This window comes from Vreelandella nigrificans (genome assembly GCF_002374315.1).
GTDB lineage: Bacteria > Pseudomonadota > Gammaproteobacteria > Pseudomonadales > Halomonadaceae > Vreelandella > Vreelandella nigrificans.
In genome coordinates this window covers 17,672-35,365 of the sequence record NZ_NWUX01000023.1, presented here as the reverse complement: position 1 = coordinate 35,365, position 17,694 = coordinate 17,672, and the positions used below count along the sequence as shown (strand labels likewise).

The following is a 17,694-nucleotide window of genomic DNA, read 5'->3' as shown; positions in this document are numbered from 1 at the left end:
ACCAAAATAGCCGCTACACTCAGCACAGAACTGATACCTCAGAGCGTGCTAGTCACGCATCAGTGCTCACTCATTCATTATCAATAATAAGCAAGGAGCCCCCATGACCCACCGCATTGCAGTCATCGCTGGCGACGGCATTGGCACTGAAGTCATGCCCGAAGGCATTCGTACTCTGGAAGCCGCAGCTAAGCGTTTCAATATAGACCTGGACTTTACTACCTTTGAATTCGGTAACTGCGATTACTACCTAGAGCACGGAAAAATGCTGCCCGATGATTGGTTCAAACAGCTAAAAGGGTTTGATGCACTGTTTTACGGCGCCGTTGGCTGGCCGGATAAAGTGCCCGACCATATTTCGCTGTGGGGCTCACTGCTGCAGTTTCGGCGTCAGTTTGACCAGTACATCAATCTGCGCCCTTGCAAGCTAATGCCCGGCATTAAAAGCCCACTGGCAGGCCGGCAAGTAGGCGATATCGACTTTTACGTTGTACGCGAAAACACCGAAGGCGAGTATTCAAGCATCGGCGGAAAAATGTTTGAGGGAACCGAACGAGAAATCGTCATCCAAGAAACGGTGATGAGCCGCACCGGCGTCGATCGCGTGCTGAAGTATGCGTTTGACCTTGCACAAACCCGTCCCCGCAAAAAGCTCACCTCGGCGACTAAATCTAACGGCATTTCGATCACTATGCCTTACTGGGACGAGCGCGTTGTCGAGATGGCTAAACAGTACCCAGATGTCGCTATGGATAAATTCCACATTGATATTCTGACCGCTAACTTTGTGCTCCATCCAGACTGGTTCGACGTGGTGGTAGGTAGCAACCTATTCGGCGATATTCTTTCCGACCTTGGCCCGGCCTGTACCGGCACTATCGGCATTGCCCCCTCTGCCAATATCAACCCAGAAGGTCAGTTCCCCAGTCTGTTCGAGCCGGTACACGGCAGCGCGCCGGATATTGCAGGCCAAGGCATTGCTAACCCTATCGGTCAGATTTGGTCTGGGGCAATGATGCTGGAGCATCTAGGTTATAAAGAGGCCGCCGATGCGGTGGTAACTGCAATCGAAGAGGTACTAAGCGAAGGAGATAGCAGCGTACTTACCCGCGATGTGGGTGGCCAAGGCACTACTGCAAGTTTAGGAAAAGCCATTGCCGAGCGTATTGGCGCTTAAAAAAACCGCCTCGCTGCTTTCTCGCTGCTGTAGCAGTGAGGCGGGCTTTCTCTTATATATACGCTCCCTTATATATACGCTCTCTTATATATTCATCGAAAAACACTAACCCGCGAGCTTAGTGGCAATTTCCGCGACATGCTTGCCTTGGAAGCGGGCAATTTTTAACTCACGATCATCAGGCTGACGAGAACCGTCGCTGCCTGCCAGGGTGGCCGCACCATAGGGCGTACCGCCACTTACTTTAGAAATATCAAACTGCTCATCAATACCGTAACCAATAGGCACAATGATCATGCCGTGATGGGCAAGTGTCGTCCAGGTAGAAGTGATAGTCATCTCATCCCCACCACCAGTGCCCGTCGAGGTGAACACGCTAGCCACCTTGCCGCGTAACGCACCTTTCGCCCATAGCCCTCCCGTCTGGTCAAGAAAGGTGCGCATCTGCCCCGCCATATTGCCAAATCGTGTCGGGGTGCCAAAAATAATCGCATCGTAGTCGGCAAGCTCTTGAGGCGACGCTTCAGGCGTAGTGAAATCCTGCTTTCCGCCAGCATTCTTAAATGCTTCCTCAGGCATGGTTTCTGGCACACGTTTGACGATCACTTCCACGCCATCCACCCCTTTGGCCCCTTCAGCTACAGCGGCAGCCAAAGTATCGATATGGCCATACATAGAATAATACAGCACCAATACTTTCGTCATTATTCACTCCTTTGCGTTACAACGGGTTACCCAGCATGAGCTTACGAAAACTCAATACAACATAGCCCAGCCTAACGTAGAAAAAAGCGAATGTTTTCGAAGGCCACCTTCGATTTCATCGATGCAAGTGCATTACAAAATATCAGCGCCTCGGTAAATCGTCCCCTACCCCCTCCTATATGAAAAGCGTATCGCGTCTTGGGCATCAGCGTTTTATGCCCGAATACTTTCATGTTCGCACCCGCCATTTTCATGCTAACGACGCTACCTCTTGTGGTTAGGGTTCAGCGTGGTAAAGGTAGGGCACCTTAAAAGCTGATCATCTATGCCCAAGGAACTCTTCATGCTAGGCCAATGGCTCGACTGGACGCTCGATGGTGAAAGTCCCACACCGCGCACAGGTCGCTTTGCAAGCGGCACTTACCACTTTCATGCGCCGGGCATTATGGAGCTAACACCGAATACTGTTCGCCCTAACGCCCATGCTTGTGTATTTTCGGCGGCCATTCATGGCAATGAAACCGCCCCCATAGAGCTGTTGGGCAATTGGCTATGTACGCTAGAAGCCAATACCACACAGCTAGGCGCTCCAGTACTGGTGATTATGGGCAATATCCCTGCCCTGAAAAAACAGCAGCGTTTTATTGCCACTAATTTAAATCGCCTATTTAAGCGCGGCCTGGATGAAAAGGGTGACGAGCCCGACCGCGCTCGAGAGCTAATGGAGGCTGTGGACACGTTTTACGCGCGCCACGATGCACTACCTAAACTTCATTACGATCTGCATACAGCGATCAGGGGCAGCCTGTATACACGCTTTGTAGTCGAGCCCTTTGCTGACAGTGTTACCGCCCCAGCCCAGTGGGAATGGCTAGCCGCAGCGGATTTACAAGCAGTACTGCACCAACATCAGCACAGCTGGACGTTCTCCCACTACAGTAAGCATTACCACGCTGCCCAAGCGTTTACCTTCGAGCTAGGCCGCGTTGCACCGTTTGGGGAAAACGATATGGTCGCTCTTGAACCAATGCATATGCTTATCAGCGCACTAGGTAGCGCTGATGAGCCCGCTGGTAAACCTGCAGACTCGATGACGTTTTTTCAGGTAAAGCATGAGCTGATGCGGCAAGCCGAAGTATTTGCACTCTGTTTTGACGATGATGTACCCAACTTCAGCCGCTTTGAGCCAGGTACATGCCTAGCGAAAGACGGCATCTCAGGAGATTTCATTGATGAAGAGTCTGCGCTACACGTGGTATTTCCCAATGCCCAAGTTGAGATAGGAGCGCGGGCAGCACTACTGGTTGTTCCCTGCAAGCCGCCATGTTAGTGCAGCGCGCTTAAACAGCACTTTACACCCTTGATATTTATAAAAACATATTTGATAACAATAACGTAGAGGTGATTTAAGGCAACGAGGTACGCGCATTAGTATAAGCCGTTTTTATAAAACACGCGTATCACGCACAGTCCTGATAGAATCGCCCCTTTTTTCGCGCCAGCCGCACAGCCAACATACATTTACACACGTTGCTACTGCGGCAACCCTGTACTGGAGCCTAAGTTATGGCCAATAAGCCTACGCCCCTTGAAGTGCGTAATATCAAAAAACGCTTTGGCGATACGGAAGTCCTCAAAGGCCTCTCTCTTGAAGCCCAAAAGGGTGATGTCATCACCCTAATCGGTGCATCTGGGTCTGGTAAAAGCACCTTCTTGCGCTGTATGAACTTACTGGAACAGCCTGATGACGGCGACCTGATTGTGCACGGCGAGCCTATCCGCTTTAAAGTCACGAAGCATGGCCGTGAGCCAGCCGACTGGAAACAAGTGGTACAGATGCGCGCAAAACTGTCGATGGTGTTCCAGAGTTTCAACCTTTGGGCCCACATGACACTGCTTGAAAACATTATCGAAGCTCCCATTCATGTACTAGGCAAGCCTAAAAAAGAAGCCATAGAGCACGCCCATGCCCTGCTAGAACGGGTTGGTTTAAGCGCCCGCGCCAATGCCTACCCTGCGCAAATGTCTGGTGGCCAGCAGCAGCGCGGAGCCATTGCCCGAGCACTGGCCATGGACCCTGAAGTGATGCTGTTTGACGAGCCAACGTCAGCCCTTGACCCCGAGCTCGTTGGTGATGTGCTCAAAGTGATGCGCGACCTAGCCGATGAAGGCCGCACCATGGTCGTGGTCACCCATGAAATGAGCTTTGCCCGGGATGTATCCAGTAAAGTGATTTACCTTCACCAGGGCTTAGTAGAAGAAGCTGGTGCTCCGGCAGAGGTGCTTGGCAATCCGCAGTCACCGCGCCTAAAACAATTTCTAGCCCCTAAATATTGATCCGCGAGGGATACCATGCTTGATTTGCAAGGTTACGGCCCCCGCCTGATCGAAGGGGCGGGCGTCACACTTCAGTTAGCGGTGCTATCACTGATCCTGGCCATTGTGCTTGGCCTGCTCACTGCTACCGCCAAAATGTCACGTAATTGGTTACTTCATCGCACTGCAACGGTCTATACCACTGTGATTCGTGGTGTACCGGATCTTGTGCTGATGATGTTGCTATTTTTTGGCGGACAGATCGGTGTCAACGCCATTAGCGATATGCTTTATGACAACTACAACATTGATATTTATATCAATTTTAACGCTTTCGCAGCGGGCGTCATCACCATTGGATTTATTTTTGGTGCCTACATGGGCGAAACCTTCCGTGGCGCCTTTATGGCAGTGGATAACGGCCAAATTGAAGCAGGCAAAGCCTACGGAATGAGCAGTGCATTAGTATTTAGACGCATTCGTTTTCCGCAAATGATGCGCCACGCGCTACCGGGCCTATCTAATAACTGGATGGTACTGCTGAAAACCACCGCGCTCGTATCGGTCATCGGTTTAACCGACATGGTACGTGTTGCCGCAGAGGCATCCCGCGCAACTCACGAACCCTTTGTTTTCTTACTTCCCGTAGCGGCAGTGTATCTACTCATTGCCAGCGTATCCGAGTGGATTTTTGTGCGGCTACAAAAACGTTACGACATCGGCTTTGGGGGGCAATGAGATGCTAGATATTTCCGCGTGGTTCAACGACCTGCTCGCTGGCAATCTGATTTTCACTCCCACTACGCTGGGTTATTACTGGGAAGGGTTAGTAACGACCACACAGCTGGTGTTCCTTTCTCTAATAGCAGGGCTCGTATTAGCTGTACCCTTGGCGATCATGCGCAGCTCCAAGCACAAGTGGATCAGTCTGCCGATTTACTTCTATACCTATGTGTTCCGCGGTACTCCACTGCTTATCCAGCTATATATCATTTATTACGGTGTGGTGTTTATCGACGGTATTCAGGAGACCTTTTTGTGGCCCCTCCTGCGGGAAGCTTTCTACCCAGCCTTGCTCGCCTTCACATTAAATACGGCGGCATACACGACTGAAATTTTCCGTGGGGCTATTAAGACCACCTCTAAAGGTGAAATCGAAGCTGCTCGTGCCTATGGCATGTCCGATAGCCTAATGATGCGGCGCATTATCCTACCCAGCGCCTTTCGTCGTGCCCTGCCCGCTTACGGTAACGAAGTGATCTTTATGCTGCACGCTAGTGCTATTGCCAGCGTTGTCACGCTGATGGACCTGACGGGTGCCGCGCGCTTTGTGTATGCACGTTTTTACGCTCCCTTCGAAGCCTTTTTGTTTGTAGCCGCTATCTATCTCTGCCTCACCTTTGCCATTTTGTACTTTTTCCGTTTTCTGGAGAAAAAACTCCTGGCTCACCTGAGACCACAAACCAACTAGGCCAGCAAAAATAAAAACAAACCAACCGTCAAACAAACGTTGGTTCTGAGTCCAACTCCCTCTTTCCGTTAGCCTCAACCTGGGGTACGTTAAGAGGGATCACTTCTAGTGAACCTGTTATCTACGGAGTATAAAAAATGAAAAAACTCTTAACTGTTTCGGTACTTGGCCTAGCCATTGCTGCCGCTTCTTCAGCACAAGCGCGCAACTACGACCATGTGCGCATCGGCGTTGACGTCCCTTACGAGCCAATGGAGTACCGTACCGCTGATGGTGAGCTAACCGGCTTCGATATCGACCTCGGTAACGCACTGTGCGACCAGATCGGCATTACCTGCGAGTGGATCGAGCAAGAGTGGGATGGCATCATTCCTGGCCTTATGTCGCGCAACTACGACGCGATTATGTCCTCAATGACGATTAATGATGAGCGTCGCCAGCAAGTACTGTTCTCCGCCCCCTATATCACCATGCCCTCCGCTTGGTTCGCGCCCAGCAGCTTCGATATTACCGAAGCCAATGAGGAAACTCTGGCAGGCAAGACGATTGGCGTTCAGCGCGGTACGCTGCAGGACAACTACGTCACGGACAACTTCAACAGCGTCGCCAGCATCAGCCGCTACTCCACTGCGGATGACATGGTGCTGGATATGCAAGCACAGCGCCTAGATATCGTGTTCCTGGACTTCCCGATCGGCCAGTCCACTCTGCTAAACAACGATGACACTGAATACGTCGTGATTGGCGAGCGTATCAGCGAGCCTAAAGAGTACTTTGGTGACGGCTTTGGTATCGCCTTCCGCCAGCGGGACGAAGCACTGGCTGAGAAATTCAACGAAGCCCTTGCCGAGCTTAAAGACGACGGTACCTATGATGAAATTTTCGAGCGTTACTTCGGCGAAGAGTAAACGCTAATAGACCACAGCACCCTCGGCGCTATTGAGGGTGCTGTACTAATGCCGTCTAAAACCAGCCTTTCAATCACTCTTATAAAGAGCACTCTGCTCTCATTATAATTAGCCCAGCGAAACCTATCTACTGAACTGTTTGGCTTTACTGGTTAGTGGACCTGCACTGGGCAATGCTATTTGACGGCTTGTTTCTGACAGGGAGCATTATGAAAAATATTATATTTATCTCCATCACAGCGGCATCTCTCGCGATTGGTCACGTCCAAGCACGTGATAGCTATGACCATATACGCTTTGGTGTCGATGTCCCTTACGAGCCAATGGAGTATCGCACACCAGATGGTGAGCTTACGGGGTTTGACATTGATCTAGGCAATGCGCTTTGCGAGCAAATGGAAGTCACCTGCGAATGGGTGGAACAACAGTGGGATGGCATTATTCCCGGCCTGCTTGCTCGTAATTACGACGCCATCATGTCATCCATGACCATCAACGAAGAACGTCGTGCCCAGGTCTTGTTCTCAGACTCCTATCTAACGGTTCCCTCTGCGTGGTTTGGGCCTGTTGATACGGCACTCGAAGAAGTGAATGAATCCAACCTGAAGGGGTTGATACTTGGTGTTCAGCGCGGCACTCTACAAGATAACTACGCTACCGATTTATATGGAGATATCGCTACGGTTCGTCGTTACGCCAGTGTGGATGACATGCTGTTGGATATGGAAGCAGACCGCGTCGATATCGTCTTTGTGAATTATCCTGTCGGTAAAACGACATTGCTGGATAGCGAACGTAGCGAGTACCGTGTGATTGGCGATATGATCAACGAGCCTTACAAGTACTTTGGTGATGGGCTTGCCATTGCTCTACGGCCCCGTGATGAAGCCCTCGCAGAACGCTTTAACGAGGCTATTGCTGCTGTAAAAGAAGATGGTACCTATGACCGTATTCACGAGCGTTACTTCGGCGAAGAGTAAGCACTAGCCGTCTGAGTGCCTCCCTACCTTGGGGAGGCTTATACCGCGAGAGGCCAACATGCAGATACCTCTTTCTCTTTTTATTGCGCCAGCTCTGTGCGCACTAAGCCCAGGTGCCAGCGGCGATGTCGCTCGGTTCTACCTGAGCGAGTGGTTCGACGAATAGCCCTCCCCTTTTGACACGCCCGTGTCATCTCACGCCCCTGCGCGTGATGCTTGCTGTGCGACATTAACGCAACAGCAGCGCCTCCCATGTATTGGCTCCGCACTATCACAGTGCATGGATGATATAGCTCCATACTTAAAAATCGCTTCAGGAGACTACTATGCGTTATACAACGCTTCCCTTCGCCGCTATGTTGGCGGTTGGTGTTTCTATGTCTTTCGTATCCACTACCGCAGCGGCACGTGATTATTCCGAAGTTCGCCTTGGGGTCGACATCCCCTACGAGCCCTTTATGTACCGTGAGGCTGATGGAACCCTAACGGGTTTTGAGATTGAATTGGGTAACGCAGTATGCGACTACCTGGAAATCAATTGCACCTGGGTAGAGCAAGACTGGGACGGCATTATCCCTGGTCTACTCGCCCGCAACTACGACGCTATTATGTCGTCAATGGCAATTACTGACGAGCGCGCCCAGCGCGTGTTGTTCTCAGAGGCTTACTACACAACCCCCAGTGCTTGGATTACCACGCGAGAGCGTGATATCGATATTGAAGACCGCGCCAGCCTAGAAGGCCTCACCGTCGGCGTTCAACGGGCAACGAATCAAGATAACTACGTTACCGAACTATACGGCGATATCCTGGAGATTCGCCGCTACACCGGCGTAGACGATGTAGTGACCGACCTCATGGCCGGACGTTTAGATCTCACCTTTATGGACTACCCGATTGCTGAAGCCGCTATTGAAATTGATACGCCAGAGAGCGAATTCCAGCGCATCAGCGACTTTATCAAAGAGCCTGAGCATATCTTCGGCAAAGGTGTGGGTGTCGCATTCCGCCCACGCGACGAAGCTCTGGCAGATCGCTTCAATAAAGCACTCAGCGAGCTCAAAGAAAATGGCACCTATGATGAGATCATGAACCGCTACTTCAAGTACGATGTACGCTTATAAGCGTCACCTACAAACATCCATGCAAACTGTCACGGCGCCGACCTGGGGTCGGCGCTCACTTCATATCTGTTGATTCCTCAGGGAAACACATGCTGACTCTTGTTAAAAATGCTCAACTGTTTACGCCAGAGCCACGCGGCCTGTGCCACTTACTGATTGCCGACCAACGTATTGCTGCGGTTCTTGATGCCACAGAGCAGGTAAACGTGGGTGCACTGATCAACACGCTAGACCTTGAAGGGCGCAGAGTGATCCCAGGCCTGGTAGACCCACTTGTGCACTACATCGGCGGTGGCGGCGAAGGCGGTTTTGGTAATCGTACCGCTGAGCTTAGCATTGAAGACGCTTGCGCCTCTGGTGTTACTACACTGATTGGCGCTCTAGGCACCGACGCTCTTACCCGTACGCCGGCTAACCTAATCGGTAAAGCCCGAGAACTCGCTGCTGGTGGCTTAACCACCTATGCCTACACTGGCTCCTACCAGCTGCCTCCGGTGACACTAACCGGCTCGGTAGCGAGTGATATTCTTTATATCCCAGAATTTATCGGCGTTGGGGAAGTGGCGATTAGCGACCATCGCGGCTCTCAGCCCAACACCCACGAGCTGACACGCCTAGCCTCCGAAGCGCGTACCGCTGGCCTATTAGCAGGAAAATCGGGCATTGTATTTATTCATACTGGCGATGCCGACTCACACCTGGAACCGCTACGCCAAGTGGCGAAGCACAGCGCTATTCCTTTGGCACAGTTTTACCCCACCCACATCAACAGAACCTCCGCTTTGCTTGAAGATGGCCTGCGTTTTGCCCGTGAAGGCGGCCGGATCGACTTCACTACCAGCTCAACCCCAGAGCTCCTTGCCAAGGGTGAAGTCCCAGCATCGGAGGCAGTGGCTCGGGCACTACGCGCACGTATTGCTCCCAGTCAACTCAGCCTCTCTTCAGATGCCAATGCCTCACTTCCAGAATTTGACGAGCAACATCGCTTTATTGGCTTAAAACCGGGAAAATTAAGTAGCTTATTTGAGGTGCTTGGTGAGTGCATCAATGAGCACCACATTAGCATGGAGCAAGCGCTGCGCTGTGCCGCCACCACTGCCGCCGATGCATTAAAACTACCTCATAAAGGCCGCCTACACGCTGGCGCCGACGCTGACTTTATCGTACTGACAGAAGGGCGCTGGGCAATTGAACAAGTATGGGCATTAGGCAAACCGGTTTATGGTATGAGCACGCTGTAATCTGCGTGAATAACAGGCGCTACGCGTAATGGCGAACTTGCCCAGCCAAAACAGGTCTTTACTCCATCGTGGTTATTTACAGGGAGGTATCATGACCGAACAAACAGCGGCACATTTGTCACCAATAGCAGACACAAGAGAGACGTCACGCCCCTCTTCCCACTGGACAGCATGGGGCCAGTGGTTGGCGCTGTTCACTATGACGGTAGACCATCTCACCCGCTATGTGCTCCCAGGTGATTGGGACTTAAATTGGGCAGGCTCTTCGATTGGCCGTATCGCCTTTCCACTGTTTGCTGCCATGGTGGCTTGGCACGGGCTATTTAACACCCGCAACCCACTGCGCTACTCGTGGCGTATTTTAATTATCGGTTTAGCGGCCCAAATCCCCTACATGATGATGCCGCGTGCCTCCGACGCTTTTATCCTCAACGTCTGCTTTACGCTAGCCAGTGGTTTAGCCATAGGCGCGCTGGTACGCCAAGGCTGGCAGCACTACCAACAGCAGACAATTGGCTTCGGCTGGCTAGTATTTAGCGCAGGGTTGGTCGTTACCGTTTGGTACCTGCTCGGGTTTTGGGTGGAGTATGGCCACAATGGTTTGCTGCTAATTCCGCTATTTATGTTTGCTATGCAGGCACTTAATGGTACCCATGAGGCACTTAAGTCACGCCTTTGGGCTGGATTGGCAGCTTTTCCTGTTTTGTGGATAGCCGGCCAGATGAATGCATCCGACATGGCTAAATCGTTCACCGTGGCCACCTGCGTGGTAGTGCTTGTGCTAGCCGCAGGGGCGGCTCAACGTATACCGCCTGTTGCGCTTGCTATGCCGCGTCGCCTCTGGTTAGCCTGGTATCCTGGTCACTTCGCGCTGATTGCTTTATGGCTATTGCTGAGCGGCCAATTGGCTGGTTAATAACAAAACGCCGCCCTCAATAGGGCGGCGTTTTGCCTCAATGCACGAACTAAAGCTGCATGAACTTAAAGCTGCATGAACTAAAGCAACGCTTCGAAGCTCCACGCAACAGGAGGTGCATCAGGTATTAATGCTTGGCAGGCGCGAACCTTCTCAAGCAGTTCAGCGTGGGTATTTGCGACCACATTGACATGGGCAAGCTTGCGCCCTGCCCGCCCATCTTTGTCATAGCGGTGTAGGTGAGTATTGGCTATCGCCAGCATCGCAGCGTTATCGCCTTCACAGCCAATGACATTGACCATGCAGGTAGGGGCAATTGCATCCGTACTTCCCAAAGGCAGCCCTTGTACAGCGCGAAGATGGTTTTCAAACTGGCTCGTGACCGCACCATCCATGGTCCAGTGGCCAGAATTATGCACCCGCGGAGCCATTTCATTGGCCAGCAAACTACCATCACGAGTTTGAAATAGCTCAAGCGCCAGCACGCCCACGTAGTCCAGCTCATCCAACAATGCACGAATATAGTTATCGGCAGTTTGCTGAACACTGGCATCTAAATCCGGCAACGGGGCCACGGAATAGCGCAGAATGCCATCAACGTGCTGATTTTCAGCCATGGGGTAGAACACCACTTCCCCATCACGGCCACGCACAGCAATCATTGAGACTTCGCGCACAAAATCAACAAAGGCTTCAACGACCAACTGCGGGTGACCGATGGAGTCCCACGCCTGCTGAGCTTGCTCGGGCGCTTTTAGCACCGCTTGGCCTTTGCCGTCATAACCTTCGGTAACCGACTTGGCGACCACCGGACAGCCCAGCTCAGCCGCCGCTGCTGCAAGCTGTTCAGCGCTTTCTACTACGCGATAAGCAGCCGTCGGGATACCCAGACGATCAAATAGTGCTTTCTCTTCAACGCGGTTTTGGCAAACGGCAATGGCACGGCTACCCGGATATACCGGCTTGTGCTGCTCAATATGTTTAACGAGTTCCACAGGCAGGTGCTCAAACTCGTAGGTCACTACATCAACCTTATCGAGAAATTCCGCCAGATGCTGGTTATTGGGGTCGACAATTACCTCTCCAATACCTGCACTAGGGCTGCCGGTGGTATCCAGAAACGTAAAGCGATTACCCAAAGGGTAGCCTGCTAGCGCCAGCATACGGCCTAACTGGCCAGCGCCTAACACACCGATGTTTTTTGAAATGCCAGAGCTCATCGCCAGGACTCCTTAATTCGCTTCCGCATCGGGGCGCGGGTCGGGGTTATCCAGCACGAGTTGTGTTTGCTCAGCGCGGAAAGCCTCAACGGCTTCACGGACGGCGGAGTCTTGCAAACCGATAATTTGTGCTGCCAGCAACCCTGCGTTAGTTGCCCCCGCTTTGCCAATCGCCAGCGTACCCACCGCAATACCACCCGGCATCTGGGCGATAGAAAGCAGCGAATCCAAGCCTTTCAACGCTTTGGATTCGACCGGCACGCCTAACACTGGCAACGCCGTTTGTGAGGCAACCATGCCCGGCAAATGGGCCGCACCACCGGCTCCTGCAACAATCACCTGCAGGCCACGCTCGGCAGCACTCTTCGCATATTCGAACAGCAAGTCAGGGGTGCGATGAGCAGAAACCACACGGGTTTCATAGGCAACGCCCAACCGCTCTAACATCGCCACCGCGTGCTCCATAACCGGCCAGTCAGACTTCGACCCCATGATCACGCCCACTTTGGGTGCGCTGTTCGACATGCAAAAACTCCTCGGCCAATGGCCTGCTAAAGCAATAATGCGTTTAACGAGCCAAGCGCCATAGACGGCTCGTTAGAAAATAGGAAGGCACATAGTTTACCAGAGCCTGTCGTTTGCGGGCTTGGCAATTGTCGTGAAATTTTCATCAAATTAGGCATTGAAAAGCGCGCGACTTGACGGCATTGTGTGATTGTCATTTCAGACTGATGGAGTCACATGAGTACGGCATACTCAACTGCTCACGCAGAAACGCTAGATCCTCCGCGAAGCAGCCCTGACCTAGATGTCAGGGATTTAGAAAAACGTACGCGCCTAATGCGTATAATCACTCGCCTGATCGCTGTATCAGAGCTGGGAAGCCGCGAAATAGCCCGCAAGGCCGGCCTTCCAGTACAAAAAGTCAGCGACCTGCTCGCCGGAAGGCTAGAGCATCTCAACATTGACGAGCTCAATGTCCTGCGGCGTACCTTAGAGCTGGAGGCGCCATAGCAGCAGCTGCTACTAAACAGTAACTCACTTATTTCTCAACACAGGTCAGCCCACTGGGCTGGCCTGTTTTGTAAAAAAGAAACAACTTTGTTAAAAAAAGAAGCAGCCAGCGCAGTGGGCGCGGGCTGCTTCCAAACGGTCAACAGCAAACAGTTCGTTAGTACCGCCAACTCATAAAAGCATTAACACCTACTCCCTCTACCGCATCAGCCCGCGAGCGCTTCCAACGAGTGCTCGATGATAGCCAGGCCCTCCTCAAGTACATCAGATGGCGCTGTAATCGGCACCAAGACGCGAATGGTATTGCCGTAAAAACCACAGGAGAGCAGGATCAGTCCTTGCTCACGGGCTTTGGCACACAGCGCCTGAGCCATGGTGGTGTCGGGCTTTCCGTTAGCATCAAGCAGCTCGAAGGCCGCCATGGCGCCAAGATTACGCGGATAGCTCACCATCTCGAAGCGTTGCTCCCAAACAGCGAAGCGCTCGGCGAGCAGATGGCCCATCTTCTCACTCCGCGCCAGGATGTTCTCCTCCTCAATCGTGTCCAGCACGGCCAGCGCAGCAGCACAGGAAAGAGGATTGCCGCTGTAAGTCCCCCCCAAAGAGCCAGGGCCAGAGGAGTCCATAATCTCAGCAGTGCCTACGACCGCCGATAGCGGCATGCCGTTCGCCAGCGACTTAGCGGTCGTCAGTAGGTCCGCCTCGATGCCGCTATGCTCCAGGGCAAACAACTTGCCGGTACGAGCAAAGCCCGATTGCACCTCATCAGCAATCAACAGGATGCCATGACGGTCACAGAGCTCGCGCAGTGCTTTCAAAAAGCTTGGCGAAGCTATATAAAAACCGCCCTCCCCCTGAACCGGCTCGATCACAATCGCCGCTACTCGATGTGCCGGGATATCGGTTTTGAAAAGCTTCTCTATCCCACTAAGCGCCATCTCATCGCTAATACCGTGCAGCGGGTTGGGGTAAGGCGCGCGATAGACATCGCCCGGCATAGGGCCGAAATCATTCTTGTAAGGCAGTACCTTGCCGGTCATGGCCAACGTTAACATGGTGCGACCGTGGAAGGCGCCGTCGAAGGTAATAACACCGGAACGGCCAGTGGCAGCACGAGCAATCTTGACCGCATTTTCCAGCGCCTCAGCACCGGTATTAACCAGCATTGCCTTGCGCTCTGGCCCCTTGACGGGCACCTTTTCGCACAGCCGTTGGCACAGTTGTACATAGGGTGCGTAGGAGATAACCGCCGAGCAGGTATGCATCACACGCTCTAATTGCTCCTGCACGGCCTTGACGATACGGGGATGACGGTGGCCCAGGTTGAGCACGCCGATACCTCCGGCAAAATCGATCCAGCGTCGGCCATCCTCATCCCACAACTCGGCATTCTCAGCACGCGCCACGAACTGCTCGGTTGGCGTAGCGGCTCCGTTGGCAACAAAGCGCTTTTTGAGTTCATTCAATTCAGCATTGGTGAATGTATTGGTCATGAACAAATCCTTGCTAATTATCAGGGCTAATAAACTGTTAAAAGGGCTCAGACACAGAGCCAAGAAAGACTAAGCGGCGAGTTAAAGCCCACCCACGCAGACGTACTTAAGCTCGGTGAAATCCTCAAGGCCGTGGTGTGATCCCTCGCGCCCCAGCCCGGACTCTTTAATGCCACCAAAAGGCGCAACTTCAGTGGAGATCAGCCCTTCATTGACCCCAACCATGCCGTACTCCAAGCCTTCCATCACACGCCAGATGCGGCGGTAATCACGCGCATAGAAGTAAGCGGCAAGGCCGAAGGGTGTATCATTGGCCATGGCAATGGCTTCCTCTTCATCTTGGAAGCGAAACACTGGCGCCAGCGGGCCGAAGGTTTCTTCACTAGCGACACTCATTTCGGGCGTGGCATCGGCGATCACGGTGGGAACATAAAAGCTATGGCCCAACGCATGGGAGTGACCACCACATAGCAAGCGTCCACCTTTGGCCACAGCGTCATCCACATGACGCTGTACCTTATCCACTGCGGCTTGGTTGATTAACGGGCCAACCAATGTGCCTGGCTCCCGTCCATCACCCACCGACAACGCTTTGACTTTCTCAGCCAGCGCTTCAATAAATGCGTCGTAGATGCCGTCCTGCACCAAAAAACGATTGGTACAGACACAGGTCTGACCGGCATTACGGTACTTAGAAGCGATGGCACCCGATACGGCAGCGTCCAGGTCAGCATCATCAAATACGATGAAGGGAGCATTCCCCCCCAGCTCCATGGATACTTTTTTAACGGTCCCCGCACACTGCGCCAGTAGCTTCTTGCCCACCGGCGTTGACCCCGTAAAGGACACTTTACGAACCCTTGGGTCAGTCGTCAGCACATCCCCTACTGCTGCTGGCAGCGATGCGGTAACCACGTTGATCACCCCATCAGGCATACCGGCTTCACCAGCCAGCTTGGCAAGTGCAAGGGCGGTAAGCGGCGTCGCCTCGGCTGGTTTGATCACCACTGTGCAGCCAGCGGCAATGGCCGGCGCGCACTTGCGGGTGATCATAGCCATAGGGAAGTTCCACGGGGTAATGGCCGCGACCACACCAACCGGCTCACGTAGCACCAGTAGACGTTTGTCAGAGGCGTGAGTAGGTAGTGTTTCTCCTGACATACGCTTAGCTTCTTCGGCAAAAAACTCGATGAAACTCGCCCCATAGGTAACTTCACCGCGCGCCTCAGCCAGTGGCTTACCTTGCTCCAGGGTCATCAGCTCGGCCAGCTCGTCAGCGTGTTCATGAATGCGTTCAAACCAAGCCCGCAAGATAGCCGCCCGCTGTTTAGCCGGTACCGCTTTCCAGCTCCCCCACGCGGCATGGGCCGCAGCCACGGCATCGCGAGCATCGTCCGCCCCCAGGTCAGCCACCTGAGCTAGCAACTCACCAGTCGCAGGGTTAGTCACGGGGAAAGACTTGGAACCAGTACGCCAGCGCCCCCCCACAAGTGCCGCTGCAGTACCATCGATCAACAGCGATTTAATCAGAGTCATGGAGATCTCCTGATATTGTTATCAGTAAGCACGCTAGCAGTTATGACGCCACCCACCAATGGACCAATTACCTAACCAACTGGACCAATAGATCAGATTCACGGCATAATCTCTTCGGCTTCTTTCTCTTTCCTCTGATGGTGAAAACCATGGCTCCAAGTCTTTCCCTGGCACCCTTGATGGAGTATTTCAGCCTGCAGCCAGAACAGCTGGGCAAGAGCGTACGTATTGAGCAAGCACTGAGGCTAGCGATCCTGCACGACTGGCCAGAAGGAAGTCGGCTCCCGGCACATCGCGCGCTATGCAGCCAACTTGGAGTGGCACGAGACACCTTGGCCCAGGCAATGCGGGTGCTTGTTGAGGAAGGCTATATCATCACCGGCCAAGGCCAAGGCACCTGGACCCGGCGCCCCGTGTCTTCTCGCCAAGCGCTACCACCAGACACCGCACAGCTCTCCTCCCGTGCAAATGAAATACTTCAGGCCCACAGCGCTAGCGCCATCCAAAGTGGCGCGTTTATGCCTGGCATTCCGGATATCACCCAGTTCCCCATGGCCAAATGGCGAGAGCTTTATGCCAGCGTTACCGTCCCGCGCAATGTGCTGCTACTATCTTACTCTGGCGGCGGCTACGGGCCACTCAAGCGCGCCATTCGTGATTTTCTCTGGCGCTGGCGCCGTTTAGCCTGTGACACTGACCAAATCATCATCACAGACGGCACCCATAACGGCATCGAGCTATGTGCTCTGGCGCTATCCGATGTAGGGGACCGCGTACTGATGGAGTCGCCCTGTTACTGGGGAGCGCACAACATCTTCACCGCCGTCGGTGCAACAGTGGAGCGCGTGGCCTGGCACCCAGAAACAGGCCATGCACCACGAGACTCATCAAAACCCGTGCAGCTAGCCTACTTCACTGGGTCTCATCACTACCCTCTGAGTATCGCCACATCACGGGCACACCGTCAGGCACTTTGCGATGAAGTGCAGCCCCGCTACGTACTGGAAGATGATTACGAATTCACCGGAGAAGACAGCACCAGCCTGATGTTTGATGGCCACTCCAGCCAACATCTACTGGTAGGGTCTTTTTCCAAGCTGATGTTTCCAGGCTTACGTCTTGGCTACCTGGTTGCCCCCCATAGCCTCGTGGATTCGCTTAACCGCCTGCGCAGCGAAGTATTTCGCGAAGGACGCTTACTGGATCAGGCCACCCTGGCGCAGTTCCTAGCCGAAGGCGACCTGGACACTTGGTACCGCCGAATCCAGCGCGACTACCTGGCACGTCAACAGGTAATGCATGATCAGTTGGTGCAGGTCCCCGGAGTGATTGATGTATCTCCACCAAGCCACTCTATCAGTCTGTGTCTACAGTTTTCCCCAGAGGTTGACGACCGGCGTATCGCACGCAAGTTGTTACAGTCACACCTCATCACCCGCCCACTGAGCCTGGTTTGCTCAGAAGAAGACTCCCGTAGTGGCCTGATTCTAGGTATTGGCATGCTCTCAGGGCGCACTCTAACCGCCGAAGCATTACGCCTAAGGCATATCCTGACCCGTCTTCTCGCCACCTACACGTAATTGGTCCATCTCA

17 protein-coding genes are annotated in these 17,694 nt (G+C 53.2%); 12 read left to right on the top strand and 5 right to left on the bottom strand.

Translation table 11 applies throughout. The features are described 5' to 3' along the window. Window positions 1-103 precede the first annotated feature (103 nt). A complete protein-coding gene (locus CPA45_RS18640) occupies window positions 104-1,177 on the top strand; it encodes a tartrate dehydrogenase (protein WP_096654161.1) in 1,074 nt (357 codons plus the stop codon). Window positions 1,178-1,282: 105 nt separating this feature from the next. Here the strand turns inward: CPA45_RS18640 and wrbA are convergent, their stop codons facing one another. Beyond that, window positions 1,283-1,882, bottom strand: a complete 600-nt coding sequence (gene wrbA, locus CPA45_RS18635) for an NAD(P)H:quinone oxidoreductase (RefSeq protein WP_096654159.1) — start codon at window positions 1,880-1,882, stop codon at window positions 1,283-1,285. 343 nt (window positions 1,883-2,225) lie between these two features. Here wrbA and CPA45_RS18625 point away from each other — a divergent pair, with 343 nt between their 5' ends. The 9 genes from CPA45_RS18625 (at window position 2,226) to CPA45_RS18585 (ending at window position 10,838) form a co-directional block, all read left to right on the top strand. Continuing rightward, the gene (locus tag CPA45_RS18625; protein ID WP_096654155.1) at window positions 2,226-3,212 is read left to right on the top strand and encodes a succinylglutamate desuccinylase; all 987 of its coding nucleotides are present in this window, start codon (window positions 2,226-2,228) and stop codon (window positions 3,210-3,212) included. A gap of 236 nt (window positions 3,213-3,448) precedes the next feature. Continuing rightward, window positions 3,449-4,219, top strand: coding sequence for an ABC transporter ATP-binding protein (locus CPA45_RS18620; protein ID WP_096654153.1), 771 nt, complete (start codon window positions 3,449-3,451; stop codon window positions 4,217-4,219). A gap of 15 nt (window positions 4,220-4,234) precedes the next feature. Further along, on the top strand, window positions 4,235-4,936 hold the full coding sequence (locus CPA45_RS18615) for an ABC transporter permease (RefSeq protein WP_096654151.1): 702 nt from the start codon (window positions 4,235-4,237) through the stop codon (window positions 4,934-4,936). A 1-nt stretch (window position 4,937) separates the two neighbouring features. After that, complete coding sequence (locus CPA45_RS18610; RefSeq protein ID WP_078088267.1) at window positions 4,938-5,669, top strand: ABC transporter permease; 732 nt, start codon at window positions 4,938-4,940, stop codon at window positions 5,667-5,669. A 137-nt stretch (window positions 5,670-5,806) separates the two neighbouring features. Beyond that, window positions 5,807-6,577 carry a transporter substrate-binding domain-containing protein gene (locus CPA45_RS18605; RefSeq protein WP_096654149.1) on the top strand — a complete coding sequence of 257 codons (771 nt, stop codon included), beginning with the start codon at window positions 5,807-5,809 and terminating at the stop codon, window positions 6,575-6,577. A gap of 209 nt (window positions 6,578-6,786) precedes the next feature. Continuing rightward, window positions 6,787-7,557: a transporter substrate-binding domain-containing protein gene (locus tag CPA45_RS18600; RefSeq protein WP_096654147.1), complete on the top strand. Its 771-nt coding sequence runs from the start codon at window positions 6,787-6,789 to the stop codon at window positions 7,555-7,557. A 326-nt stretch (window positions 7,558-7,883) separates the two neighbouring features. Continuing rightward, window positions 7,884-8,681 (top strand): transporter substrate-binding domain-containing protein, encoded by a 798-nt coding sequence (locus CPA45_RS18595; RefSeq protein ID WP_096654145.1) that lies wholly within the window; start codon window positions 7,884-7,886, stop codon window positions 8,679-8,681. 89 nt (window positions 8,682-8,770) lie between these two features. Further along, the gene (gene iadA, locus CPA45_RS18590) at window positions 8,771-9,922 is read left to right on the top strand and encodes a beta-aspartyl-peptidase (protein ID WP_096654143.1); all 1,152 of its coding nucleotides are present in this window, start codon (window positions 8,771-8,773) and stop codon (window positions 9,920-9,922) included. 91 nt (window positions 9,923-10,013) lie between these two features. After that, window positions 10,014-10,838, top strand: coding sequence for a TraX family protein (locus tag CPA45_RS18585; RefSeq protein WP_096654141.1), 825 nt, complete (start codon window positions 10,014-10,016; stop codon window positions 10,836-10,838). A gap of 80 nt (window positions 10,839-10,918) precedes the next feature. On the opposite strand, the gene CPA45_RS18580 is transcribed toward CPA45_RS18585, so the two are convergent. Further along, on the bottom strand, window positions 10,919-12,058 hold the full coding sequence (locus CPA45_RS18580; RefSeq protein WP_096654139.1) for a 5-(carboxyamino)imidazole ribonucleotide synthase: 1,140 nt from the start codon (window positions 12,056-12,058) through the stop codon (window positions 10,919-10,921). A gap of 12 nt (window positions 12,059-12,070) precedes the next feature. Beyond that, window positions 12,071-12,583 carry a 5-(carboxyamino)imidazole ribonucleotide mutase gene (gene purE, locus CPA45_RS18575; protein ID WP_078088274.1) on the bottom strand — a complete coding sequence of 171 codons (513 nt, stop codon included), beginning with the start codon at window positions 12,581-12,583 and terminating at the stop codon, window positions 12,071-12,073. 216 nt (window positions 12,584-12,799) lie between these two features. Here purE and CPA45_RS18570 point away from each other — a divergent pair, with 216 nt between their 5' ends. Further along, window positions 12,800-13,072, top strand: a complete 273-nt coding sequence (locus tag CPA45_RS18570) for an XRE family transcriptional regulator (RefSeq protein ID WP_078088275.1) — start codon at window positions 12,800-12,802, stop codon at window positions 13,070-13,072. A 206-nt stretch (window positions 13,073-13,278) separates the two neighbouring features. Here CPA45_RS18570 and gabT read toward each other — a convergent pair whose 3' ends face one another. Further along, a complete protein-coding gene (gene gabT, locus CPA45_RS18565; RefSeq protein ID WP_096654137.1) occupies window positions 13,279-14,565 on the bottom strand; it encodes a 4-aminobutyrate--2-oxoglutarate transaminase in 1,287 nt (428 codons plus the stop codon). A gap of 81 nt (window positions 14,566-14,646) precedes the next feature. Further along, entirely contained in the window at window positions 14,647-16,101 is a 1,455-nt protein-coding gene (locus CPA45_RS18560; protein ID WP_096654135.1) for an NAD-dependent succinate-semialdehyde dehydrogenase, read from the bottom strand. 149 nt (window positions 16,102-16,250) lie between these two features. Here CPA45_RS18560 and CPA45_RS18555 point away from each other — a divergent pair, with 149 nt between their 5' ends. Then, complete coding sequence (locus CPA45_RS18555; RefSeq protein WP_096654133.1) at window positions 16,251-17,681, top strand: aminotransferase-like domain-containing protein; 1,431 nt, start codon at window positions 16,251-16,253, stop codon at window positions 17,679-17,681. The last annotated feature ends 13 nt before the right edge of the window (window positions 17,682-17,694 follow it).

What these genes read in the sequence shown, in the direction of transcription:
- CPA45_RS18620 (WP_096654153.1), top strand. Translation starts at nt 3,449, where the DNA reads ATGGCCAATAAGCCTACGCCCCTTGAAGTGCGTAATATCAAAAAACGC.
- iadA (WP_096654143.1), top strand. Translation starts at nt 8,771, where the DNA reads ATGCTGACTCTTGTTAAAAATGCTCAACTGTTTACGCCAGAGCCACGC.
- CPA45_RS18600 (WP_096654147.1), top strand. Translation starts at nt 6,787, where the DNA reads ATGAAAAATATTATATTTATCTCCATCACAGCGGCATCTCTCGCGATT.
- CPA45_RS18595 (WP_096654145.1), top strand. Translation starts at nt 7,884, where the DNA reads ATGCGTTATACAACGCTTCCCTTCGCCGCTATGTTGGCGGTTGGTGTT.
- CPA45_RS18560 (WP_096654135.1), bottom strand. Translation starts at nt 16,101, where the DNA reads ATGACTCTGATTAAATCGCTGTTGATCGATGGTACTGCAGCGGCACTT.
- CPA45_RS18640 (WP_096654161.1), top strand. Translation starts at nt 104, where the DNA reads ATGACCCACCGCATTGCAGTCATCGCTGGCGACGGCATTGGCACTGAA.
- CPA45_RS18570 (WP_078088275.1), top strand. Translation starts at nt 12,800, where the DNA reads ATGAGTACGGCATACTCAACTGCTCACGCAGAAACGCTAGATCCTCCG.
- CPA45_RS18605 (WP_096654149.1), top strand. Translation starts at nt 5,807, where the DNA reads ATGAAAAAACTCTTAACTGTTTCGGTACTTGGCCTAGCCATTGCTGCC.
- CPA45_RS18555 (WP_096654133.1), top strand. Translation starts at nt 16,251, where the DNA reads ATGGCTCCAAGTCTTTCCCTGGCACCCTTGATGGAGTATTTCAGCCTG.
- CPA45_RS18580 (WP_096654139.1), bottom strand. Translation starts at nt 12,058, where the DNA reads ATGAGCTCTGGCATTTCAAAAAACATCGGTGTGTTAGGCGCTGGCCAG.
- purE (WP_078088274.1), bottom strand. Translation starts at nt 12,583, where the DNA reads ATGTCGAACAGCGCACCCAAAGTGGGCGTGATCATGGGGTCGAAGTCT.
- CPA45_RS18615 (WP_096654151.1), top strand. Translation starts at nt 4,235, where the DNA reads ATGCTTGATTTGCAAGGTTACGGCCCCCGCCTGATCGAAGGGGCGGGC.
- wrbA (WP_096654159.1), bottom strand. Translation starts at nt 1,882, where the DNA reads ATGACGAAAGTATTGGTGCTGTATTATTCTATGTATGGCCATATCGAT.
- gabT (WP_096654137.1), bottom strand. Translation starts at nt 14,565, where the DNA reads ATGACCAATACATTCACCAATGCTGAATTGAATGAACTCAAAAAGCGC.
- CPA45_RS18585 (WP_096654141.1), top strand. Translation starts at nt 10,014, where the DNA reads ATGACCGAACAAACAGCGGCACATTTGTCACCAATAGCAGACACAAGA.
- CPA45_RS18625 (WP_096654155.1), top strand. Translation starts at nt 2,226, where the DNA reads ATGCTAGGCCAATGGCTCGACTGGACGCTCGATGGTGAAAGTCCCACA.
- CPA45_RS18610 (WP_078088267.1), top strand. Translation starts at nt 4,938, where the DNA reads ATGCTAGATATTTCCGCGTGGTTCAACGACCTGCTCGCTGGCAATCTG.